General features: G+C 64.4%; 16 protein-coding genes and 1 pseudogene. 8 read left to right on the top strand and 9 right to left on the bottom strand.

Annotation, left to right across the window (positions count from 1 at the left end):
• The first annotated feature begins 93 nt into the window (after nucleotides 1-93).
• On the top strand, nucleotides 94-642 hold the full coding sequence (locus GC088_RS14010; protein WP_323959606.1) for an acyl-CoA thioesterase: 549 nt from the start codon (nucleotides 94-96) through the stop codon (nucleotides 640-642).
• Between the two features lie 3 nt (nucleotides 643-645).
• Here GC088_RS14010 and GC088_RS14005 read toward each other — a convergent pair whose 3' ends face one another.
• Together GC088_RS14005 and GC088_RS14000 are read right to left on the bottom strand one after the other, a co-directional pair.
• Complete coding sequence (locus tag GC088_RS14005) at nucleotides 646-801, bottom strand: hypothetical protein (protein ID WP_323959605.1); 156 nt, start codon at nucleotides 799-801, stop codon at nucleotides 646-648.
• 77 nt (nucleotides 802-878) lie between these two features.
• Complete coding sequence (locus GC088_RS14000) at nucleotides 879-2801, bottom strand: acyl-CoA dehydrogenase family protein (RefSeq protein WP_323959604.1); 1923 nt, start codon at nucleotides 2799-2801, stop codon at nucleotides 879-881.
• A 211-nt stretch (nucleotides 2802-3012) separates the two neighbouring features.
• On the opposite strand from GC088_RS14000, the gene GC088_RS13995 reads away from it, so the two are divergent.
• The 3 genes from GC088_RS13995 (at nucleotide 3013) to malQ (ending at nucleotide 9659) form a co-directional block, all read left to right on the top strand.
• Entirely contained in the window at nucleotides 3013-5136 is a 2124-nt protein-coding gene (locus tag GC088_RS13995) for an FG-GAP-like repeat-containing protein (RefSeq protein WP_323959603.1), read from the top strand.
• A 196-nt stretch (nucleotides 5137-5332) separates the two neighbouring features.
• The gene (locus GC088_RS13990) at nucleotides 5333-7462 is read left to right on the top strand and encodes an FG-GAP-like repeat-containing protein (RefSeq protein WP_323959602.1); all 2130 of its coding nucleotides are present in this window, start codon (nucleotides 5333-5335) and stop codon (nucleotides 7460-7462) included.
• A gap of 124 nt (nucleotides 7463-7586) precedes the next feature.
• The gene (malQ, locus tag GC088_RS13985; protein WP_323959601.1) at nucleotides 7587-9659 is read left to right on the top strand and encodes a 4-alpha-glucanotransferase; all 2073 of its coding nucleotides are present in this window, start codon (nucleotides 7587-7589) and stop codon (nucleotides 9657-9659) included.
• A 151-nt stretch (nucleotides 9660-9810) separates the two neighbouring features.
• On the opposite strand, the gene GC088_RS13980 is transcribed toward malQ, so the two are convergent.
• The 4 genes from GC088_RS13980 to GC088_RS13965 form a co-directional block, all read right to left on the bottom strand.
• Nucleotides 9811-10794, bottom strand: coding sequence for an aldo/keto reductase (locus tag GC088_RS13980; RefSeq protein ID WP_323959600.1), 984 nt, complete (start codon nucleotides 10792-10794; stop codon nucleotides 9811-9813).
• Nucleotides 10795-10835: 41 nt separating this feature from the next.
• Nucleotides 10836-11627: a ZIP family metal transporter gene (locus GC088_RS13975; protein ID WP_323959599.1), complete on the bottom strand. Its 792-nt coding sequence runs from the start codon at nucleotides 11625-11627 to the stop codon at nucleotides 10836-10838.
• Between the two features lie 139 nt (nucleotides 11628-11766).
• Entirely contained in the window at nucleotides 11767-13212 is a 1446-nt protein-coding gene (locus tag GC088_RS13970) for a glyceraldehyde-3-phosphate dehydrogenase (protein ID WP_416377541.1), read from the bottom strand.
• A gap of 322 nt (nucleotides 13213-13534) precedes the next feature.
• Nucleotides 13535-14947 (bottom strand): MFS transporter, encoded by a 1413-nt coding sequence (locus GC088_RS13965; protein ID WP_323959597.1) that lies wholly within the window; start codon nucleotides 14945-14947, stop codon nucleotides 13535-13537.
• 312 nt (nucleotides 14948-15259) lie between these two features.
• Between GC088_RS13965 and GC088_RS13960 the strand changes: the two genes are divergently transcribed.
• Nucleotides 15260-16087, top strand: a complete 828-nt coding sequence (locus GC088_RS13960; RefSeq protein ID WP_323959596.1) for an alpha/beta fold hydrolase — start codon at nucleotides 15260-15262, stop codon at nucleotides 16085-16087.
• A gap of 69 nt (nucleotides 16088-16156) precedes the next feature.
• On the opposite strand, the gene GC088_RS13955 is transcribed toward GC088_RS13960, so the two are convergent.
• A complete protein-coding gene (locus tag GC088_RS13955; protein ID WP_323959595.1) occupies nucleotides 16157-16945 on the bottom strand; it encodes a formate/nitrite transporter family protein in 789 nt (262 codons plus the stop codon).
• Nucleotides 16946-16961: 16 nt separating this feature from the next.
• Nucleotides 16962-17267 carry a YetF domain-containing protein gene (locus tag GC088_RS13950; RefSeq protein ID WP_323959594.1) on the bottom strand — a complete coding sequence of 102 codons (306 nt, stop codon included), beginning with the start codon at nucleotides 17265-17267 and terminating at the stop codon, nucleotides 16962-16964.
• 159 nt (nucleotides 17268-17426) lie between these two features.
• On the opposite strand from GC088_RS13950, the gene GC088_RS13945 reads away from it, so the two are divergent.
• Both GC088_RS13945 and GC088_RS15515 read left to right on the top strand, forming a co-directional pair.
• Nucleotides 17427-18059: a DNA alkylation repair protein gene (locus GC088_RS13945; RefSeq protein WP_323959593.1), complete on the top strand. Its 633-nt coding sequence runs from the start codon at nucleotides 17427-17429 to the stop codon at nucleotides 18057-18059.
• 99 nt (nucleotides 18060-18158) lie between these two features.
• Nucleotides 18159-18818, top strand: a complete 660-nt coding sequence (locus GC088_RS15515; RefSeq protein ID WP_416377470.1) for an SdpI family protein — start codon at nucleotides 18159-18161, stop codon at nucleotides 18816-18818.
• A 151-nt stretch (nucleotides 18819-18969) separates the two neighbouring features.
• Here the strand turns inward: GC088_RS15515 and GC088_RS13940 are convergent, their stop codons facing one another.
• Nucleotides 18970-19353, bottom strand: coding sequence for a DUF1801 domain-containing protein (locus GC088_RS13940; RefSeq protein ID WP_323959592.1), 384 nt, complete (start codon nucleotides 19351-19353; stop codon nucleotides 18970-18972).
• A 629-nt stretch (nucleotides 19354-19982) separates the two neighbouring features.
• Between GC088_RS13940 and GC088_RS15510 the strand changes: the two are divergent.
• Nucleotides 19983-20147, top strand: a pseudogene (locus GC088_RS15510) (DapH/DapD/GlmU-related protein); the annotation flags it as partial.
• Nucleotides 20148-21195: the final 1048 nt, after the last annotated feature.

Below are 21195 nucleotides of genomic sequence, written 5' to 3'. Positions count from 1 at the left end.
AGCGGCCCACTATTCCAAGGCGCCATGGGTTTGGCCAATAAGGTGATCCAAGTCACAAAGGTGCGCTAAGTTACCCTGCGGTAACATGGGGCGATGCATCTGATCCTACGAACCCTGTGGATTCTGCTGACCTCCCGACGCCGTTCGCCCGTGAGTATCTGGGACTTATCCTCGCTTCGACTCCGGGTCCAGCTGACGGATATCGACATCGCGCTGCACGTGAATAACGGCATGTATCTGTCGTTGATGGATCTGGGCCGCTTCGACCTCATGATCCGCAGCGGCGTGTGGGCGCAGATGAGGCGGCGGGGTTGGAGTCCGGTGGTGAACGCGGAGACAATCACCTTCCGTAAGTCGCTGCAGTTGGGTCAGCGGTACACCGTGGAAACGCGCATTGTCGGCTTTGATGAGCGCGCAATCTATTTTGAGCAGCGCATGGTGCACGACGGCGAGATCTACGCGCGTGCCCACATCGCCACCCGCTTACTAGGGTCGGGCGGACCTGTGTCCAACGAGGAGATCTTTGAGGCGCTTGGGCAGCCTCCGGCGGACATGGTGCTGCCGGAATGGGTGCATGATTGGCGCGGTTCTACAGCACTACCGAGTACTCGGAAGCCGGCCCCGCACGCCTGGTTGCCGTAAGCGCTACATTCCGTTCATGATTGCGCTAGCGACCACGAAGATCAGCACGGCCGCGATGACCACCACAATCCCGGTGATCATGAGGTTGCTGACCTTCCTTTGACCCTTCGGCGAGAGTGAGTGGTCGTCGTTGTGTTTGTGATCCGGGCTCTGACTCATGACTTTCCCTACTCTCGAAGCGGTTCCTCCCCATCCTAGGAAGTCCAGGCGTCAATGGGAAGTGTACTTACTATTTCTCAACGGTAGTTCCGGTGCAGGTTCTCCCTTCGGGAAGAGGTTGTCGGTGGGTCGGCAATCCACGGCCCGGTCCCCTCGGACTGATCGAGGATGCCCTCTTCCAGCCAGGTGTGCTGACCGTCCAGGACGGTTCGCGCAAGCCGCGTGTCGTCGTCGTCGGTGTTCTTCCACAGGTCCGTGAAGAGCTGCTCCACCCGGAGGCGGGACTGCCGACAGAAGGCGTCCGCAAGATCTATCGCCTCTTTCCTGCCCCCGCCCGCAAGGTGGGAGGCATGGGCGCAGGTTGCGGCCATCGCAAAGAGCTCAGCCCCGATATCCACAATCCGGGCCAGGAATACTTGTCGGTGCTCCAGCTGGGCCTGCCAGCGCGCCATCCCGAGGAAAGTGTGTCGGGCAAGCCGCCGCGATGCGCGCTCGGCGTAGCGGACCTGGCGTGCCAACCGCCCGAACTCGCCGTAGGAGCGGGGGTCCAGCCCCGGACCGGCAACCAGCTTGGGCAACCATGCCGCATAGAAGCTGCTCGCGCCAACGGCTGCCTGGGCTTTGGCACGCAGGTCGGCGTCGGGCGAGGCGAGATCACCGGCGGCAGCGAGGTGGGCATCGACCGCTTCACGAGCGATGAGCAGATGCATGATTTCCGAGGAGCCCTCGAAGATCCGGTTGATGCGCAGGTCCCGGAGCTGTTGCTCGGCGGGGACTGCCCTTTCCCCTCTAGCCTTCAGGGATGATGCTGTCTCGTAGCCGCGGCCGCCGCGAACCTGCACCAGCTCATCCGCCACGCGGCACGCCATCTCGCTGCACCACAGCTTGGCGAGCGCTGCCTCGATACGGACATCCTTCTGGCCGGAATCGGCAAGCGCGGCTGACACTTCGAAAACGGCTTCCATCGCGAAGCCCGTCGCTGCCATGAAGGCCAGCTTCTTCGCGACGGCTTCGTGTTTGCCGATGGGGCGGCCCCACTGCACGCGTGCATTCGACCACTCCCGCGCAATCTTGAGCGACCACTTGCCGGCTCCGGCGCAGTTTGCCGGGATGGAGAGACGGCCGGTATTGAGGGTGGTCAGGGCAATCTTCAGGCCCTGCCCCTCCTTCCCAAGGCGCTGCGCCTGCGGGATGCGTACGTTCTCGAAGCTGGTGACCCCGTTCTCGATTCCGCGCAGGCCCATGAACGAGTTGCGGTTCTCCACCGTGACGCCCGGGCTGTCCGCTTCTACCACGAAGGCGGTGATGCCGCCCGGGGCTCCGTCGTGCGGCGGCACCTTCGCCATGACGACGACGAGCTCGGCAATCACTCCGTTGGTGGTCCAGAGCTTGCTGCCGTTCAGGACGTAGCATTCGTCGCTGTTGTCCCAAACCGCAGTGGAACTCAGACGGGCGGGATCCGATCCGACGTCGGGCTCGGTGAGCAGGAATGCCGAGACCGCGCCTGCCGCGCAACGGGGGAGGTATTCGCGTTTCTGTTCGTCGGTCCCGAACATGCGAACAGGTTCCGGGACTCCAATGGACTGATGGGCCGAGACCAGGGCGCCGAGGCTGGGATGGACGGTGGCGATCAGCATGAGCGCCCGCCCGTAGTAGGCCAGGGACAGTCCCAGGCCGCCGTACTCGCGCGGGATCTTGAGTCCGAAGACGCCCAGTTCCGCGAGCTGGCGGAGGTAGGCGTCCGGCACCAGCGCGTCCCGCTCGATCACCTGGCCATCCATGCCGGCCAGCGCGGTCGTGAGCTTCGCGAGGAACTGCTCGCCGTCGTCGTATCGGGCTTTCCCGGGGGCGGGGTGGGGGTGGATCAGCGAGATGTCGAACCGGCCGAGGAAGAGGCCCTTGGCGAAGCTGGGGCGGTTCCACTCGGTCTCCCGGGCCGCCTCGGCAACCTGCCGCGAGGTGCGCTCGTTGACCTGTTCCTGAACTGTTTCGGCGCTCATGGCAGCCCCCTAGAACTGTGGGTTCCGCCAGCCGGAACCCGGCCCTAGGTTAATGCTACTCCCCAGTAGGAAAACGAATCCTAGTCTGCTGAAAGACGTTATGAGAACGAGCTTTATGGTTTCCCAAGAAATGCCCAAGGAGTGACCCTCACTCTTGGGGAATCGAGGCCGGTAGTAAGCCAGGTTTCGATTTCACAAAGGGAGCTCTGAAATGTCCAACCATCAAACCCCGGTGGCCCAACCAAAGGGCCGCCGCGCACTTCGTCTCACATCATCTGTCCTTTCCACCGCAATGCTCATCACCGCACTTGCGCCCCTTGCGGCGGCTCCGGCTCAGGCCGCCACTGCCGAGATGGGCCCCATCAGCACTCTGCACGGCTACCCGGAGTGGTTCGGCGACGGCACCGTCAGACTTGCGCTGTGCTACGAGGCAGGCAAGGGTTGCCTGTCCGAGCCGCCCAACCCGGAACTGGCGGCCTCCTACCCCGACAACTTCCCCGATGAGTCCTTCTGGTTCCAGGCGTCAGCCACGTTGGGCTCCGGTTCCTATGAAGCGGCACTCGAGGCAGCTCATGCCAACGAGGCCGTCATTCCAGGTGACCAGATTGGCTTTGGCCGGTTGCGGTTCCGCTTCGAGGGGCTTACTCCCGGCGGTAGCTACACGATCACGCACCCATACGGCGTGCATACCTTCACCGCCGACACAGTAGGTGTCATCAACCAGACCATTGATAACGGCTGCCTGGAGACGCCCTGCGATTGGAACAGGGTCGGCGCGGCCTTCCTTGGAAACTACGCCGTCGGCACGACGGCAACCTTCCTGCGGCAGACCACCGCCCCAGCTGGAACCATCGGCGATATCAACACTGCCCGCACTGTGACGGGAGCCCCGTCCGGAAACAACAGCGTTTCCATCGTGGGTCCTGGGGTGAACCAGACCACCAACCTTTTCAACGTGCAGGGCCTGATCTCCACTCATGTTGACGGTGCTCCGTCTACGCCGAACCTGGATGATCTGAGTGATTCCGGCCGTTCCAACGCCGACAACATCACGAACGACACCACACCTACGCTGTCAGGTACCGCGACTGCGGGGGCCAATGTTGAACTCGTGGTCGATGGAGTGGCAACCGGCGTTTCCACAGTTGCCTCCGCCACCGGGACGTACTCACTGACACCGGCAACGGCGCTCACCAACGGGAACCACAGCGTCCAGGCAAGGATCGTCACGGACGCCACAACCGGTGCGGTCGCTGCCTCCGGAACCCTGCAGGTCACCATCGACACAGCTGTCCCCGCAGCTCCGACCTTCCAGAGCACGCCGTCGAACCCGACTGCGAGCAATACCCCGTCGTTCACCTTCAGCGCCGAAGCATCGGCTGCCTTCGAGTGCCAGTTGCTGCCGAGCAACTCACTCTGGCGCGCATGCACCTCGCCGCACGCCTATGACGCCCAGGTGAACGGGACCTACACCTTCAACGTCCGTGCGACGGACATCGCCGGCAACGTGAGCGCGAACGGTTCGTACACCTGGCAGATCGGCACGACGGCTCCGCCGCCGACCAACACCGCCCGGCAGAAGGACATGAACGGCGACGGTCGTCCCGACCTCGTGGCTCGGGATGGCGCAGGAACCCTGTGGATGTACCCGTCGACGTCAACGGGCGGTTTCGGCACCCGAATCCAGATGGGTACCGGCTGGGGCGGCATGAACACCATCCTGCAGCCCGGTGACCTGAACAACGACGGACGTTCCGACGTCCTGGCCCGCGACACCTCCGGTCGCCTCTGGCTCTACACGGGTACCGGAACCGGCAGGATCAACGCAGGCGTTCAAATCGGTGCCGGCACCAACTGGGGCGCTTTCAACTCCTTCGTCACTCCGGGCGACTTCAACGGTGACCGTCGTGCAGACCTTCTGGTCCGCGATGCTGCCGGCGCATTGTTCCTTTACCCAGGAAACGGTGCGAGCGGCTTCGGTACACGCACCCAACCCGGCAGCGGCTGGGGAGGATTCACCTCGCTGGTAAGCACCGGTGACTTCAGTGGTGACGGTCGCTCCGATGTTCTGGCCCGGAACTCCTCCGGAACCCTGTTCCTCTACCGCGGCTCCGGAAGTGGCACCTTCGCCGGTTCAGCACAGGTTGGAACCGGCTGGAACGGATTCCACCTGGTCGGCCCTGGTGCCTGGGGCAGCGCTGACACCCGCGCTGACGTAGTCGCTCGCGACAGTGCCGGCGCCCTCTGGCTCTACCGAGGCAGCGGCACCGGAACCTTCTCGGGAACGCGCGCCCAGATCGGCAGCGGCTGGGGAGCATTCACCATTGCACAGTAGGACGCGATTGAAAGACCCAACCAAGTAGCAGAAGGTCCCCTTCCGTCAGCGGGAGGGGACCTTTCGCGTGTCGAAAGGTGAATCACACGTTCCAGCAAGCAAGCTCCCAAGGATTGTCCAAGGAATGCGGAGCACCCTGTTGGGACCGAGACCGGAAGCGAACGGGCCTCCGGTTCGTCAATAAGGGAGCTCTAAAATGTCCAACCATCCTTATGCGGTGGACCCACCAAAGGGCCGCCGCACGCTTCGCCTCACCTCCTCTGTTGCTACCAGCGCACTCCTCGTTACGGCACTCGCACCTCTTGCGGCCGTACCGGCGCAAGCCGCCACCGCTGAGATGGGCCCCATCAGCACCCTGCACGGCTACCCGGAGTGGTTCGGCGACGGCAGCATCCGGCTTGCGCTGTGCTATGAGGCAGGCAAGGGTTGCCTGTCCGAACCGCCCAACCCGGAACTGCCAGCTGCGTACCCCGACAATTTCCCCGATGAATCCTTCTGGTTCGCCGCCTCTGCAGACATCGGTACCCTCGGATCCTACGAAGCAGCGCTGGAGGCAGCCCATGCCAATGAGGCTGTCATTCCAGGCGATCAGATCGGCTTCGGCCGGTTGCGCTTCCGTTTCGAAGGTCTACAGGCAGGCGGCAGTTACACCTTCACGCATCCCTACGGCGTTCACACGTTCACCGCCGACGACGAAGGTGTCATCAACGAAACCATCGATAACGGTTGCCTGGAGACGCCCTGCGACTGGACCGGGGTGGGCGCAGCCTTCCTCGGTGACTATGCAGTCGGCACCACGGCAACCTTCCTACGGCAAACCACGGCCCCAGCCGGCACCATCGGCGATATCAACACCGCGCGTGCTGTAACAGGCGCCCCGTCCGGTAACAACAGCGTGTCCATCGTTGGGCCCGGAGTGAATCAGTCCACCACCCTCTTCACGGTGCAGGGCCTGATCGCCGACGTCGTTGATGGTGCACCATCGACTCCGAACCTGGACGACTTGAGCGACTCCGGCCGCTCGAACGCCGACCACATCACCAACGACACCACTCCCACGTTCTCCGGTACAGCGACCGCCGGCGCCAATGTTGAACTGGTAGTTGATGGAGCAGCGACCGGTGTCTCGGCTGTAGCCTCCGCTACCGGAGCATACTCGTTGACTCCTGCAACGGCCCTCACCGACGGCGGACACCGGATTCAGGCACGAATTGTCACGGATGCGACTACAGGGGCAGCCGCTACCTCCGGAACCCTGCAGATCACTGTAGACACTGCGGCCCCCGCAGCTCCGTCGTTCCAGAGCACTCCGTCGAATCCGTCGGCAAGCGCGGTACCGTCGTTCACCTTCAGCGGCGAGGCTTCGGCTTCGTTCGAGTGCCAGCTGCTGCCGACCAATTCGCTCTGGCGTGCATGCACCTCCCCGCACTCCTATGACGCGCAGGTCAATGGCAACTACACCTTCAACGTCCGGGCAACGGATACTGCCGGCAACGTAAGCGCCAACGGAACCTACGCCTGGCGGATCGGCACCGGTACCACCACACCTCCTCCTGCCGGCGGAACGGCCGACCAGAAGGATATGACCGGTGACGGCAACCCCGACCTCGTGGCGCGTGATTCCGGTGGCCGGCTCTGGATGTACCCGTCAACTTCGGCCGGTGGCTTCGGCACCCGCGTCCAGATCGGTACCGGGTGGGGAACCATGAACGCTATCCTGCAGCCGGGCGACTTCGACGGTGACGGACGTTCCGACGTCGTTGCCCGTGACACCTCCGGACGGCTCTGGCTCTACAGCGGTACCGGTACAGGCAGGATCAATGCCGGCCGCCAGATCGGTACCGGCTGGGGCGGCATGACAGCGCTCGTGACTCCAGGTGACTTCAACGGCGACAGCAGGGCAGACCTGCTCGCTCGCGCATCCACCGGCGCTCTGTACCTCTACCCGGGCAACGGCACAGGAGGCTTCGGCACCCGCACCCAGCCGGGCAGCGGCTGGGGAGGTTTCACCTCGCTGGTCAGCACCGGCGACTTCAGCGGTGACGGGCGTTCGGACGTCATCGCCCGAAACTCCTCCGGAGCCTTGTTCCTCTACAGGGGCTCCGGCACCGGCACCTTCGGAACCTCAAACCAAATTGGAACCGGCTGGAATGGCTTCCACATCGTTGGGCCGGGAGCCTGGGGTACCGCAGATTCCCGCAGTGACATTGTCGCCCGCGACGGCGCTGGAACTCTCTGGCTCTACCGCGGCAGCGGCACCGGCACCTTCTCCGGAACCCGTAGTCAGATCGGCACCGGCTGGAGCACCTTCACCATCGCGCAGTAACACGCTCCTTGGCACAAGGAGTCCGCTCCACTCCAACTGAATAGCTGATGGTCCCTTCTCACTACGGTGGGAGGGGACCATCAGCTTGCAAGCACAAATCCCACTCACCCAATAGATTAGGAAGATGGCTGAGCTTACTCCCCTTGCCCAACTTGCCGCTCAACATCACGTCGGAACCACCTTCAAGGGCTGGGACGGCAGTACCCAGACGGTCAGCGATGACACCCTGGTTGCCGTCCTCACCGCCCTCGGTGTGCCCTGCCGGAATGACGACGACGTCGCCTCCTCCCTCCGAGCTGCGGAACTGGCGCCGTGGCAGCGCACGCTGCCTTCCGCCGTCGTAATCCGCGAGGGCGACGTCACCGAAGTGCCGGTCAACGCACCCGAAGGTGCTGACGTGTCGGTTCAGGTAGTTCTGGAGGACGGTACCCGGCAGCAGTTGCAGGCCGAGATGACCCACGCCCGCGAGGTCGGCGACGACACGGTGGCGCGGTGGGCCGTGAACATCCCGACAGACCTGCCCCTCGGCTGGCACATCCTCTCAGCGACGGTCGGCTCGCAGGAAAGCACCTGCGCGCTGGTCATGACGCCACGGAAACTGTCGACGGCGGACCGGCTCACCCGGACCTGGGGCCTGATGGCGCAGCTGTATTCGGTGCGATCGGCGTCCTCGTGGGGCGTGGGTGATCTGCAGGACCTGGCGCAGCTTGCCGAGGTGGCCGCGGACAAGGGCGCCGGCTTTGTGCTCATCAATCCGCTGCATGCGGCACAGCCCAAACCGCCGGTCGAGGCCTCGCCCTACCTGCCAAGCACGCGCAGGTTCTTCAATCCGCTCTACCTGCGAGTCGAGAACATCGACGAGTACGCCGGGCTGTCCGACGCCGATGCCCAGCTGCTCCGCAAGCTCGCGGAAGGTTTCCAGGAGGCCAACCGGAGTGCCGAGCGGATCGACCGTGACACGAGCTATGCGGCGAAACTGCAGGCTCTCGAGCTGATCTACTCAGTCCAGCGCACACCCCAACGCGAGGAGGCATTCCAGCGGTTCCGGCAGGAGTCGGGACCTGGACTGGGACGCTTCGCGCTCTGGTCCGCGCTCGCCGAAACGCTGCCCGAGGGCTCGCCGCAGTGGGAAGATCCTCAATACCTGGAGGGTCAGCAGACCGAGCTTGCCGGGCGGATTACCTTCCACGAGTGGCTGCAGTGGCTGTGCGACGAGCAGCTTGAAGCCGCGCAGCGCGCCGCCGGCCAGGCCGGGATGAACATCGGAATCATGCACGATCTCGCGGTTGGTGTGCACCCGGCCGGCGCCGACGCCTGGACCCTGAGCGATGTCCTTGCCTCCGGCATCAGTGTCGGCGCGCCCCCGGACATGTTCAACCAGCAGGGTCAGGACTGGGCCCAGCCGCCGTGGCACCCGGAACGGCTCGCCGAGGCCGGATTTGCGCCCTACCGTGACATGCTGCGGACCATCCTCCGGCATGCGGGCGGCATCCGCATCGACCACATCCTGGGACTGTTCCGGTTGTGGTGGATCCCGAAGGATTCGATGCCGGGCGACGGCGCCTATGTGTACTACGACCACGAGGCGCTCATCGGGATCCTCGCGCTCGAGGCAGAGCGGGCGGGCGCCGTCGTCGTCGGTGAGGACCTGGGCGTCTTCGAGCCGGGCGTCCAGGAGTACCTGGCCGAGCGCGGCGTGCTGGGCACGTCCATCCTGTGGTTTGAGTACGACGACGAAACTCCCCGCCCGGCTGAGCAGTACCGCCGGGCGTGCCTCACCACGGTGACAACCCATGACCTCCCGCCCAGCGCCGGTTACCTGACGGGCCGGCACGTAGACCTGCGTGAGGAGTTGGGGCTCCTCAGCAGGCCGGTCGAGGAAGAGCGTGAGGCCGACCGGGAAGCGCAGGACGGCGTCCTGTCCCTGGTGCGGTCCTCAACCGGCCTAAAGCCACAGTCGGTGCAGGAGACGGTCGAGGCGATGCACGCCTTCATCGCTCAGACCCCGTCCGTCCTGCTGGGAGTTGCGCTGACCGACGCCGTCGGCGAGGAACGCACCCAGAACCAGCCCGGCACTACGGCCGAGCAGTATCTCAACTGGCAGGTCCCGCTGGCCGGACCCGACGGCGTCGTACTCGTGGAGGACCTGCCAGGGCTGGCACGGTTCGACTCACTGGTGCGGGCGATCCAGGGGTAGCTCATCGCAAAAGCGCCGGTTCTGCCCTACCTGGCACACGGCAAAAGCGCCGGTTCTGCGCAGGATCGTGGGGTCATCCCTACGATCCTGCACTTTCCCGGCGCTTCTGGGGAGGGAGCGGCGCTTTTGGAGCGTCTGCGCGGCGCAGCTGCTACCAGCGGGAGTGGACGGCTTCCCGGAAGTACCGGTCGTAGATGTCCTGGACAGCAGGCGTAAGGTCTCCGCCTAGCGCTGCCATGCCGGCAGCTTCGGCGTTGGCGCGGGCCTGTTCCGGTGAGCGAGCGCCGGGGATGACGGTGCTGACACCGTCCTGCGCCAGGATCCAGGCGAGGGCCGCCTGGGCGGTGCTCACGCCGTCGGGCACGTGGTTGCCGAACTCCTCGACGGCTGCCAGTCCGGTCTCGAAGTCGACGCCGGAGAAGGTCTCCCCGACGTCGAAGGAGGAGCCGTCGCGGTTGTAGTTGCGGTGGTCGTTCTCGGGGAACGCCGTTTCCTTGCTGTACTTGCCGGAGAGCAGGCCTGAGGCGAGCGGAACGCGCACAATGATGCCGACGTCGGACTGCTTGGCCGCCGGCAGAACCTCGTCGAGAGGCTTGAGCCGGAAGGCATTGAGGATGATCTGCACCGTGGCGGTGTCGCCGCGGCTGATGGCTTCGAGGGCTTCTTCGGTCCGCTCGACGCTCACACCGTAGTTGCGGATGGCACCTTCGGAGACGAGGGTGTCCAGGGCGTCATAGACCTCGGCGTTCGAGTACACGGGCGTGGGCGGGCAGTGCAGCTGCACCAGGTCCAGGGTGTCCTGGCGGAGGTTGCGGCGGGAACGGTCGATCCACTGCCGGAAGTTGGGCAGGACGTAGTTCTCGGGGACCTGGTCGACGCGTCGGCCCATCTTCGTGGCCACGGTGATGTCGAGTCCCGGGTTGTCCTGCAGGAAATCACCGATTGTCTGTTCACTGCGTCCGTCGCCATAGACGTCCGCGGTGTCGAAGAAGTTCACTCCGGCGTCAACTGCTGCTTCCAGGACGGCCGTGGCCTGCGAGGGATCAACGGACCCCCAGTCCGCGCCGAGCTGCCAGGTCCCGAGGCCGATGACTGAAACGTTGCGGGCGGTCTTGCCGAGAATGCGATTTTCCATCCTCCGACTATAGGGCCCTGCCCGTGCCCGTGCGGCCCTGCCTACATCAGCGAGAGGGCGAAGGCGAGCACAAACCCGGCTGCCGTGCTCAGCGCGACCGCGGGCCCGCCGTGCTCGTACGCCTCGGGCATGAGGGTGTCGGCGAGCGACGCGATCACCGCGCCTGCCGCAAAGGCCAGCGGGAGGGAAATGGTCTGGGGGTCGGCACCGGACAGTGGGCCGGCACCGATTACGACGGCGGCGACCAACAGTACCGCGCAGATGGTCCAAAGACCGAGGATGCGGCCCTTCTTCATGCCCTGGCTGCGCATGGACGAGGATCCGACCAGCGCTTCCGGGAGGTTCGATACGAAAATGGCGGCCAGCAGCGCCAACCCGCCGCTGCCCTCACCGAGCGCCACCCCAAGGGCGACGTTCTCCGGAACACCGTCAAGGGTTACGGCAGCGAGCAGGGCCAGACCGGCAGCCCCACGCTTGGAAGCGCTGGAGGCCCGCTGGTCTGACGCAGCTGCATCGGTGTCGAGTTTCGCGCTGCCCTCGTACTCATCGGCCGGGACGTCCTGGTCCTTGGGCTGCGCCCACTTGTCGAGCAACGCGCTCAGGACGGTGAAGACAACCGCGCCGACCAGAAGACCGATGATCGCGATAGGCAGGCCGCCGTGCTCGTACGCATCAAGGAACAGTTCGAACGCCAGTGCCGTGATGAGGGAGCCGGCGGCGAAGGACAGCAGGATTGCGAGCACGCGCTTCGGCAACGAGAAGCGGATCCCGATCAGGGACCCGATAATCAGCGGCGTGGAGGCGATCAGCCCGAACACGAGGGAGGTGCCCATGGCGAAAGTATAGGAGTGTCAGGCGGTCCGTGGGTGCACAAAACCCGCGGATCCGTTGTGTCGACGCCGATGCCGGAGCGTCGACGCCGCTACCTTTGCGGGCAGGCAACGGATCCGCGGGTCTGGGGCGAAGGAGTGCCTAGACGGTTGCGGGCACCTTGGCCGTCGGTACCGCGTCCTTGGCGGGGAACGACGGCGCGTTCACGCCGGCCATCTCCTCCATGACACGCACAACCTGGCAGCTGTAGCCGAACTCGTTGTCGTACCAGACGTAGAGCACAAGGTTCGTGTCGTTGCAGATGGTTGCGAGGCCGTCAACGGTGCCTGCGCGGCGGGATCCCACGAAGTCGGTGGAGACGACGTCGGGTGAGTCGATGTAGTCGATCTGCTTGCGCAGTGTTGAGTGGAGCGACATGCTGCGCAGGTAGTCGTTGACCTCTTCCTTGGTGGTCTCCTTCGCCAGGGTGAGGTTGAGGATGGCGATCGAGACGTCCGGGGTAGGCACACGGATGGAGCTGCCGGTGAGCTTGCCGGCTAGCTCCGGCAGGGCCTTGGCCACGGCCTTGGCGGCACCGGTCTCGGTGATCACCATGTTGAGGGCAGCGGAGCGTCCGCGGCGGTCGCCCTTGTGGAAGTTGTCGATCAGGTTCTGGTCGTTGGTGAAGGAGTGGACCGTCTCCACGTGGCCGTGCACCACACCGAACTCTTCGTTGATGGCCTTGAGCACCGGCGTGATCGCGTTAGTGGTGCAGGAGGCGGCGGTGACGATGGCGTCATCCGGGCTGATGTCCGTGTGGTTGATGCCGTGGACGATGTTCTTCAGGCCGCCCTTGCCCGGGGCGGTCAGAAGGACGCGGGCAACGCCCTTGCTCTTCAGGTGCTGGCCCAGTCCCTCTTCGTCGCGCCAACGCCCGGTGTTGTCCACAACAAGGGCGTCATTGATGCCGTAGGCCGTGTAGTCGATGGATGCCGGGTCATCCGAGTAGATGACCTGGATCCGCACGCCGTTGGCGGTGATGGTGTTGGTTTCCTCGTCCACCTGGATGCTGCCCTCGAAGGAGCCGTGGACGGAGTCGCGGCGAAGCAGGCTGCCGCGCTTCATGAGGTCGTTCGCGGCACCCTTGCGGACCACGATCGCGCGCAGGCACAGGCCGTGCCCGCCGCCTGCCTTCTCGATGAGCAGGCGGGCAACCAGGCGGCCGATGCGACCGAAACCGTAGAGAACGACGTCGGTGCTGCGGCGCTCGTCGGCGCCCCGCTTACCGACGACGTCGGCCAGTTCTGCCCGGAGGAAGTTCTCGAGGGAGGTCTCTCCGGCCTCAGCCTTGTACTTCTGGGCGAGGCGGGCGACGTCGATGGAGGCGGCTCCAAGATCGAGTTCGGCGAGGACACCGAGCAGGGGAGCGGTCTCCTCGAGGAGCAGCTCCTCCTTGCTCATGCGGCGCGCGAAGCGGTGCGCCTTGAGGATGCCCATGGTGGACTTGTTGATGAGGCTGCGCCCATGGATGCTGGTGACCACGTTGTTTTCGCGGTAGAGGCGTCCGATGAGGGGAATCATCCCCTCGGCGAGGGCCTCGCGGCTTATCCATGCGTCGCGGGTGACTGAAGGGTTGTGATCCACGCTGATCGGTCCTTTCTCTCGCCGGTTGCCCGGCGTTGCTCCGGCGGGCTCGATGGACGCGTGCGCGTTCGGCCAACCGGCATTGGTTTTTCAGGTTTCCGCGAGATGCGGCCGACATCGAGAGCCCCGATGATGGCTGCGGCGATGCATTCAGGATAGCTGTCGGACCCTTTGGAGCGGCCCTGATGCCGGGATCTGTGACCAATGACATAACACGTGAGCGGTCACAAAAAGGGGCGGTTACACAGGGGAAGCTGGGGTGCACCCCTTGTCAGGGGGCCCCTTCTCAGGCGGCCGACTCGGCAGTGGTACCGGGGCGCAGAGTGGCGATCGCCACCGCCGCCGCGGCGAGCAGTACCGCTGCCGCGACCAGGAGGGCCGTTCCGTATCCGGCGGTGAGGGCCGCGCCGTCGTTCATTCCCGCGTTGCCGGGCAGGGCCGAGGTGGTTGCGGCGACCGTAGCCAGCAGTGCGAGCCCGAGCGCCACGCCGATCTGCTGGGCCGAGTTCAGCAGGGCCGAGGCGATGCCGGCCTTATCCGCGTCGACCCGGTACACCGCGGCCTGGGTGAGGGCGATAACCGCCAGCCCGAATCCGAGCGCCAGGATCAGCATCGCGGGCGCAAGGTGCAGCCAGTAGCTCGAATCGACTGCGATGGCGGAGAGCCAGAATGCTGCCACAGCGCTCAGGAGCGCCCCCACGGAGGCAATCGCCCGAGCCGGTACCCGTAGGAGTAGCTTGGGTGCCCCGCCCGCACCCAACACCAGTCCGACGGCGAACGGCAGCCACGCAATACCCGTCTGGATGGGGCTGTACTGCTGCACCTGCTGGAGGTACAGAGTAATGACGTAGAGCGTGCCCATTGGGCCGATTGCCAGCAGCAGCACGGTTACGTACGCACCGGAGCGATTGCGGTCCCCGAATAGATCGAGCGGCATCAGGGGATGCCGGCTACGTGCCTGTGTGCTGATGAAAGTCGCGAGCAGAACCGCGGAACCGGCCAGGAGGATGAACAGGGTGGGATCTGCGAAGCCCGCCTCACCGAAACGCGTGATCGCGTACACGAGTAGCACCATTCCGCCGGTGCCCAGTGCAGCGCCGATGATCCCGAGCCGTCCCGGGTGGCGGTCGGCGGCGACGAGAGTGCGGGTCCCGAGGATCACCAGCAGCCCGATGGGGATGTTGATGAAGAACACCCAGCGCCAGCCAAGGGTGTCGGTCAGGAACCCACCCAGCAGTAGCCCCACCACGACACCGAGTGCGGACATCGTGCCATACAGGGAAAGGGCCGTGTCCCGCGTCTTGCGGTCGGGGAAGGTTGTTGTGATCAGGGCGAGTGCATTCGGCGCAACCAATGCAGCGCCTATTCCCTGTACGGCCCGGGCGCCGATGAGCATAACGGCGTTCTGGCTCAGTCCGCCGAGTAGCGAGGCGGCGATGAAGATCGTTAGTCCAAGCTGCAGGGTTCTTCGTCGGCCCCATAGGTCACCCGTCCGGCCGCCCAGCAACAGGAGCGCGCCGAAGGAGAGGATGTACGCGTTCACGATCCAGGGCAGATGGACCGAATCGACGCCGAGTTCGCGCTGGATGCTGGGTAGGGCGATATTCACAATCGAGTCGTCGAGCACCAGCATCAGCTGTGCAGTGGCGATCACGAGTAGGGGGACCAGTGCTCCCCGTGTTTTGACTGCAGTGGTCATATTGCGTTTCGCTCCGAATGCATCGGTCTGTATACCCCCAAGGGGTATCTGGGTCGGAAACAAAATACCCTGCGGGGGTATAGGCGTCAAGCTGCCACCTCCTGCGCAGGAAGGGTGGCCCCCGGCCCCTGCACGAGAGTCGCTCAAACTGGAGCAGCGAGCGAAGCAACCGGTCGACGGCGTGCTCCAGCGGTTTCCGGGATATGTTTCAGCAGCCCCTGTCTGGGGTACCTCCCTCGGACACGTGTTGCGGTGGACGCATGCATCGGATCGGGAACGACAATATTCGCAGGCGAGACGAAGGAGATGACCATGAGTGTGAAAGCACAGGTAGTCAGGAAGACGGTGGAGGTGAAGGGAACGCCGTTGTCTTACCTTGAAGCAGGCCGCCCGGACGCACCACCGCTGCTCCTTCTGCACGGCACGTTCTGGAGCCGCGTATGGCAGCCTGTCCTGCCTTCATTGGCAAGGGAATTTCGCTGCCTGGCGTTGGATTTCCCCGGCTTTGGGTGCAGCGAAGGGGAGCTCGACGTCGAGTCGGCCAACATCCCGTCATTGGCAAGGGTGGTCGAGGACGCGGCGGATGCGCTCGGCCTGAATGATTTCGCTGTAGCGGCACACGATATAGGTGGGGGAGTAGCCCAGCACTTGGCGGCTTATTCCGGCCGGGTGACAAGGTTGGTGCTGGTCAACGCTGTGATGTTTGATTCCTGGCCCGTGCCGGCGGTTGCGCGGTTCCGTGATCCGATTCTCCGTGCGGACACGAGTCCCGAGGATCTGCTGGCGGCGCGAACCGAGTCGATGCAGCTCATGACGGAACGGCACCTCGGTGCGGACGAAGTGGACGACTACGTCTCTCCTTGGCGGAGCCCGGCCCGCGCCCGCTCATGGATGGCAATGGCAGGCGCCGCAGATCCGCGTTACACCCTTGACCTGCTGCCGGCCCTGGCGGCCGCATCCGTGCCGACGAGGTTGGTCTGGGGCAGGGATGATGACTTCCAGAAAGTGAGCTTCGCCCGCCGCTACGCCGCCGAGATACCCTCAAGCGACCTGGTTGAAGTAGCGGGCAAGCACATCCCAATGGAGGATTCCCCGGAGGAAATCGCAGCGGCCATGCTCGACCATCTGCTTGGTGGCTAGGGCGCTGTAGCATTGCCTCGCCCGTGGGCCCTGGGCGCAAGGGGTTGGCGGTAAGGTGCGCGGCCTCCCCTACTTTCGGCGCGGTCCTGCCCCTTTCGCCTGTGCTGTGTGGGTGAGTGTCATGAGCAGGACTCCGCCCACAAGGTTCCCGGCGCCAACCAGCAGTATGTGCAGGGCCAGTTCGGGATAGGTCACCTGGGCGCCAAGCCATAGCCCCGCGAGCAGATGTAGTGCGGTCACAACGACATGGTCGAAGGCACCCAGCGCGAGGAAGACACCTGCAAGATACGCCAGAGCGATCCGGCTTGCCGAAGAGGTCACGGCGTGAAGCAGGTACGACAGCAAAGTCAGCAATGTTCCGGCTGCAACTGCGCGCATGAACGTCGCGGGCCCACTCTTCCCGTTGATTTCTTCGGCCATGCTGGAGAGAACCTGGTGTGCGCCGGAAGGCAGAGCGCCCTCAACCACGAAAACGGCGGCCATCACGGCTCCGCCTAGTAGGTTGAGAAGCAGGATGAGGCCCCACAGCCGGGCCAGGCGTACCCAGGCCGCTGATTGTCGACGGTCGATCGCCGCTGCCACTGGGCCAAAGAAGTTCTCAGTGAACAGTTCCGAGCGGCCGATGATGAGGAATACCAGCCCGATCCCGAAGGCCAGGGCTCCGACAAGCTTGCCGGGTCCTACACCCATTGCAGGTTCCACAAGGTGCTGGGCGGTCGCCAGCGCAACAATCCCGAAAACGATCGTCACACCGGCAATGAAACCGGTCGATATCTGTTCGAGCGGCGGCATGAACAGCCTGCGCTCGCCCTCTTGTTTGGCGCGATTGTAGATTTCGGTAGGTGTGGCCTCTGCCATGGGCTTGCAATGCCTTTCAGGTGTCGGACTGGCTCGATTGGAAGGTGCCACGCACTCCCTTGATGGCGGACCCGTTGCCGAATTTGTCCCCAGGAATAACGCTGAGGGAAACATTGGTTTCAAGCACCACCGCGGCTATCTGAGAGAGATCTCCGGAGCCTGTCGAGCGCACAGCCTGCAAAACCTCCGATTCTGTGATGCGATTCCGGCGCAACTCATCTCCGTTCAGTTCGCCCTCAAGAAGGAGCGCCACCGGCTGGGACGTTATGACACCGCGGGCTCCGGGAACTTGTGCCGACGTCCAGGCGACGATCATCTGCATATCAGGACCCTCAGGACCTCCGGCCACGAGTCAAACCACATACTTCTTCCCCGCCCCTTCAGCTGCGTCTCTAAACGTAATTCGACAGTACGCTTGGCACTTTTGGTTCGGCCAGCCTTGGCACGGCTTGGGCCTGTGGAAGTTGCATAGACTCGAGCAGTGAGTGAGGCAGCCGAATTCATCGACGCCGCCCTCCAGCGGGAGGCGTCCTGGGAGCGGGCTGACAGTCTGAACGCGAACGACGACGGACTGCGCTACTACGGCGCCTCCGTCGGCGTCGTTCGGGGTACGGTGCGCGACGCCCTGCGGAAGTTCCGCGGCATGGACCGGAAGGCCGTCCTGTTCCTCGCCGCAGAGCTGTGGTTCGAGCCGATCTTCGAGCGGCGACTGGCCGCCGTCGTGCTGTTGCAGTCCAACGTGGCGCTGCTGCGTCCCTCCGACCTTGCCCGGCTGGAGCGCTATGTGCGGGAGGGGCGGCGTGAGACGCTCGTCGATCCGGTAGCGGTCGACGTCGTTGGTCCGCTGGCCGCCCGCCTCACCGAACCGGAGCGCGCCCAGGCGGAGGCGGTGCTGGACCGCTGGGCGCTCAGCCCTGATCCTTGGCTCTGCCGCGCCGCCATGCTGGCGCCCCTGCGGGAGCTCCGCTCAGGGGGCGGGGACGCGGAAGCCTTCCTGCGGCGGGTGCGCACAGCCCTTGAGAACGACGAGGGCGTGGTGCGGGACGCTCTTGGCGTGCTGTCGGAGGAGCTGGGCAAGCGGCGGCCGGACCTGGTGGGGGAGCTGCCCGGTTAGCCTGGGCGTAGGGGCGGGTAGAGACGACGATCAGTGAACTTGATATCTGCGAAGGACACGTGAAACGGTCGAAGCAGTTCAATATCGCGAGGGGGACCCATGGACGAGGCAGGTGCTGCTCCGCTCATCGTGGCGATGGTCTTCTTCATCTGGATCGCAATTCTTTTCACCGGTTTTTCGGTGATGCTGAGGAACGATGGACTATCGCGCAATGGAGCGCTCGGTATCCGCACAAGAGCGACGATGTCCTCCGATGCGGCATGGAGTCGGGGACAAAAAGCAGGTGCCCCGTGGGTATTGGCGGGGGCTATCGCCGCAGTGGCTGCTGCCGTAGCCGGCCTGGCGGCCCTATTCCTGACCGGGTTTGAACCTTCTCAAACCGTCAACGCGGCGATCATCCTGTCAGGCTTCGCGCTGGTCATCGCAATGATCATCACATCAGGAGTCACAGCCTCCAGGCCCCAAAGAATCAGAACGAGGTCATCTAGGGCGGTCGTGCTCGTTCAAAACGGTGCTCCCACCAGCCCACCGGCAGCCACATGTCGGGCACCTGATATGCCAATCATCCGAACCCCAAATCTCAATCATCAGCCCAACGTCTTCGCCACTCGACGAGCACCGCCTGCTTGCTTCATCGTTTTTCTGAATGTCCATCAACTCCGCCCTCCAATAATTGATTTGCAGCACTTGCCGCTCTGTTCAAGAAAGTACAGCCACCCTCCGACACGAGGTACTGCGCGTCGGTGCCACGTCTGGTGAACTGACTGAACAGCAGGGGGTTCGCCTTGCAACAGAAGATTTCATATGCCCATCTGGCACGGGGGGGGAAGGAATGGAGGCATCGCGGCGGCTCCTCTTCGAGAGGCTGGAGCAGCCTCGCTCCGCGTGGTGTTCGCCCATAACGTGGGCACTAGCGGTGCAGGCGTCGGACAATGGACTCGTCCACAAATCCTTCGATCCGGGCAGCGAGGTCCACGGAGGGTTCAGTTGACGTGAGGTACCTGGTCTGGGTGCCGGTTCCCTCAAGAAATCCGTCGGGGTCGTCGAGTTCGACGCCATGCTCGAACAGCAGCCGTACGGTGCCGTTCGCCTGAGGGTAGATCGCACACACCAGTCCGGCTCGCGGGTGACGGTAACCCACACCGTTCCAACCCTTGTAGACCCGTTCCGTGAATTCCGGCTCGGCGCGCATCACCTGCTGGCGCAGCCACAGCGCAACAGCCTCTGTTTCGGGAGGCCAGCCCGCGAGGAATGCCGACACTTCGTCCGACGGTTCAAGGCTTCCCTCGGTCATTGACCCTCCTCGGTGGTGCCTGTGTTGGGGTGCCTTCCGGTATAGCGCGTGGGGAACTCACCAGCAAGAGCAGTCTTGATTGACCGTGTTCGTTTCGTCCATCAAGGGGGCTTCAACCGATGTAATGGATTTTTGACCACTGACAGCAGTCCGCGGATATCCGGTCCCGGACCGTGCCGCCTCGAAGGAATCTCGTGACACAGCCAGTCGTTGCCGCCGTCCTCACTGATGATCCGTGCCGCGCCACGGAGCTCGAATACTCGCCCTTCCGGTTCTGGGCAGAAGCTACCGAGGAGGAACGCGGCCGGCAGAGCCGGGTGCAGGAGGTGCTGTCTCGACGCGAGAACCACAGGCTGGGGGAGCAGTGCTTCCTCTCGGAGCTTGCTTCTGTCAGTTGTGACGAGCTGGAACTTGGCGATCGAACCTACATCGCCGCCGGTGCCTATGTCTCGGGCACGCTGGTGACCGGCAGGGACTGCACCATCAACCCGTACGCCGTCGTACGCGGTGCAGTGCGCATGGGTGACGCCGTCCGGATGGGAGCACACACCTCGATCCTCGGCTTCAATCACACGATGGAGCCCGACAAGGAAGTGTTCCGTCAGCCGCTGACCTCGAAGGGCATCACCATCGGCAACGATGTGTGGATCGGTTCCCACGTCGTCGTACTGGATGGGGTCACCGTCGGTGACCGATCCGTGCTGGCCGCCGGTGCGATCGTGACCAAGGACGTCCCAGCGGGAGCGATCGTCGGTGGAAATCCGGCCCGCGTCCTTCGCTGGCGGGTTCCGGAACTGGCAACCTCCGCGGCTCCGGTTTCGGGTACGCCCAGTTTGGGTGTCCGCCTTCGTGGCTTCGGCGACGAGGCCCGCCAACGGGCCGAACCCATCCTGCAGCGGGCGTGGAATCAGGACAGCGGTCTTTTCGACGATCGGCCGGGCACCCCGGCGACTGTCCGTGCCCAGTGCGACGCTGTGGAGATCGCAGACTTGCTGCTGGGAAGAGCACCCGACCAGCTACCGGTCGATGACCAGATCGACCGGCTCCGGTCCTGGCAGGACTCCCAGACCGGTCTCTTCGTGGAGCTTCGCCCGGACGGATCGCTCGGAGCGCCGCCCACCACACTGCTGGAGGGAGCGCACAACTACTCGGTCCTCAGCGTTGGCTATGCGCTCGATCTCCTGGGCAGTTCGCTTGCCGCGCCGATTCGGATCGTGGCCGACGCCTCGCCTCAGGACCTGGTTGCAACCCTCGACTCGCTGCCCTGGCGCACCGATGCCTGGCGTGCAGGGCACTGCGTCGACATCCTTGGAACTGCCATGATGTGGAACCAGCGCAAGGGAGAGGGCGGTGTCGCTGGTACGCGCGAGGCACTGTTCGGTTGGCTACTGACCCGGGCCGACGCCGGCACCGGGCTATGGGGCAGCAGGACCCCCGATGAAGGACTGCTCCTGCCGGTCAACGGCTACTACCGCGCATCACGTGGAACCTTCGCCCAGTTCGGTGTCCCGGTTCCGCATCCCGAGCAGGTAATTGACTCAGTGCTGCAGCACGCCCGGGACCAGCGCTATTTCCGCCCGGACAGGCGGACCGCCTGCAACGTGCTCGACGTCGCCCACCCGCTCTGGCTGACCCGTAATGCCCGCTACCGCTCTGACGAAATCACCGCGCTTGCAACGAAACTCCTCGCTGACGCCCTAGGACACTGGACTCCGGAGGGCTTCAGCTTCCGCGCCGCGGGCACGATGAACCGCGGTCTGCCCGATACCGTTCCGGGCCTGCAGGGCACGGAAATGTGGCTCGCCATCATCTGGCTGCTCGCCGACCTCCTGGGAGTTTCGG

Source organism: Arthrobacter sp. JZ12 (genome assembly GCF_035189165.1).
Classification (GTDB): domain Bacteria; phylum Actinomycetota; class Actinomycetes; order Actinomycetales; family Micrococcaceae; genus Arthrobacter_D.
The sequence above is the reverse complement of the archived record's forward strand: the minus strand, read 5'-3'. Positions and strand labels throughout refer to the sequence as shown.